Source organism: Brucella sp. 22210 (genome assembly GCF_052045675.1).
Classification (GTDB): Bacteria; Pseudomonadota; Alphaproteobacteria; order Rhizobiales; family Rhizobiaceae; genus Brucella.
In genome coordinates this window covers 1-1,328 of sequence record NZ_JBQEPD010000123.1, presented here as the reverse complement: position 1 = coordinate 1,328, position 1,328 = coordinate 1, and the positions used below count along the sequence as shown (strand labels likewise).

The window sequence follows — 1,328 nt, the reverse complement described above, 5'->3', positions numbered from 1 at the left end:
CGGGTTGTCAGTCGAGCAGCGCCTCGACATGACGCACATTCACCCGGAGATTTACGGCACTGGCGACGCGGCCGTGTACTGCTTCGGTTCGAAGCACCTGCACATCGTCGACCTGAAGTACGGCAAGGGTGTTGCGGTCGACGCCGACAACAACCCCCAACTGCTTCTTTACGCCGCCGGCACCGCGCGTCGTTACCACAACATGCAGATCGAAAAGCTGACAATGCATATTGTTCAGCCACGGGCGCAGCACGCTCACGGGCCGGTGCGTTCGTACGAAATCGACCTGCTGGAACTGTTCGAGTTCGAGAATGAACTGGCTGTGAAGGCACAGGCCGCAATGGCGCCAGACGCGCCGGTGGCCGCTGGCGAGCACTGCCAGTTCTGCAAGGCGCAACCGATCTGCGAAGCAAATCGGAAGCTCGCGCTCGAAGCGGTGTCGGCCGACTTCGGTACGGTTGACGACGAAACCACGTTGCCAGCTATCGATGCGGTGTCGCCCGACCAGATGGGTCGTATTCTTCGTGAAGCCGATATGGTCTTGAGCCGTGTCAAAGCGGTTCAGGAACTCGCTCACAAGATGGCGATGGACGGAAACACGCCGTCCGGGTTCAAGCTTGTGGCGAAGCGTGCAAACCGCAAGTGGATCGACGAGACGATGGCGAAAGAAGCCATGCAGGTCAATGGCGTCGACGAAAGCGACATGTACGAAGAGCCGAAGTTCCGTTCGCCTGCGAAGATGGAACGGTATTTCCCCGGAAAGAATTCGAAAGAGCGTCAGGCCGCCATGGCCGAGCTCGTCGAAAAGAAATCGAGCGGCGCCAACCTTGTGCCGAGCGATGATCCCCGCCCCGCTGTCCATGTCGGGCCCGGCGCGGACTTTGAAGTTGTTGAATCGTTGTCTTAAAAAAGGAAAATAGAATGTCTACAGTTGTAGTTCCCGCAAGTCTCAAGAAGTCTTTCAAGTCTGACAAAAGCGGCAACCTGATTCTGCCAGCTGGCCGTCTCATGTACGCTTCGCTGTTTACGGCCACGCGCCCCAGCAAGAGCGAAACCAACCCGAAGAAGTTCCAGTACCAGGCCACCGTCCTGCTGCCCGCAGACGTTGATCTGACTGCGCTGGAAAACGAAATCAAGGATCTGTTCGAAAGCAACACTCCGGAAGCGAAGCGCGCGACGACCAAGTGGCGCAACCCGATCCTGAAGACCGCTGACGAAGGTTCTCTGGCCATCTACGCCGAAGACTACCCGTATATGATCCGGGCCAATTCCAAGCAGTTCCAGAAGGACGGCAAGGAACGCCCACGCCCTGCGGTCGTCGATTCACA

At 57.9% G+C, this 1,328-nt stretch carries 2 protein-coding genes; both read left to right on the top strand.

From position 1 onward, the window contains the following. Positions 1–907: DUF2800 domain-containing protein (locus tag ACTJKP_RS26860; protein WP_440632831.1), on the top strand; the 907-nt coding region annotated here is incomplete at its 5' end. Between the two features lie 14 nt (positions 908–921). Then, positions 922–1,328 (top strand): hypothetical protein (locus tag ACTJKP_RS26855; RefSeq protein ID WP_440632830.1); only part of this gene is annotated, 407 nt, incomplete at its 3' end.